Genomic DNA, 854 nt, shown 5'->3' with positions numbered 1-854 from the left:
CCCGTTCGCGCGCCTGCCTGCACCGGCTGCTCGAACGCCAGCACTACCGGCTCGCGTGGTGGCGCACGGCCGCCGACGAGCTGAACTGGCGGCGCTTCTTCGACATCGCGACGCTCGCGGCCGTCCGTGTCGACGACGACGCGGTGTTCGACGCCGTCCATGCGCTGCCGCTGCGACTGCATGCGGCCGGGTATATCGACGGCCTGCGCGTCGATCACGTCGACGGCCTCGCCGATCCGCGCGCGTACTGCCGGCGGCTGCACGAGCGACTTGCCGCGCAACGGGACGCACGGCCATACGTCGTCGTCGAGAAGATCCTCGCGCCCGGCGAGGCGCTGCGCGCCGACTGGGCCGTCGACGGCACGACCGGCTACGACTTCATGAACGATGTCGGCGCGCTGCTGCACGATCCGGCCGGCGCCGCGCCGCTGGGCGCGCACTGGGCGCACGTATCGGGTTCGTCGCGCACCTTCGCGCAGGAAGCGCTCGACGGCAAGCGGCGCGTGCTGATGCGCCAGCTCGCCGTCGAGCATGTGCGCGCCGCGCGGGCATTGCACGGCATGGCACGTGCGGCGCCCGCGACGCGTGACGTCAGCCTGATCGCGATTCGGCGCGTACTGGGTGAACTCGCGGTGCAGTTGCCCGTGTACCGGATGTATCCGGCGCACGATGAAGCACCCGCCGACGCCGATCGCCGCGTGCTCGCGCATGCGTACGCACGCGCGTGCGCGGCCGTCGATCCGTCCGACCGGTTCGCGCTCGATCACGTCGCCACCTGGCTCGGGTTGCCGGTCATACACGTGCCGCGTGCGGACGCCGCCGCGCTGCACGCGGCGCGCGTCGCGTTCGCGCAG

The 854-nt window shown here is 72.6% G+C and carries 1 pseudogene; it reads left to right on the top strand.

Features of this window, described 5'->3' with window-relative positions:
* Positions 1-854, top strand: a pseudogene (locus tag G3N99_RS40895) (malto-oligosyltrehalose synthase); the annotation flags it as partial.

It is taken from the genome of Burkholderia sp. Ac-20392 (assembly GCF_017104585.1).
In the GTDB taxonomy this organism is placed as follows: Bacteria; Pseudomonadota; Gammaproteobacteria; order Burkholderiales; family Burkholderiaceae; genus Burkholderia; species Burkholderia lata.
The sequence above is the reverse complement of the archived record's forward strand: the minus strand, read 5'-3'. Positions and strand labels throughout refer to the sequence as shown.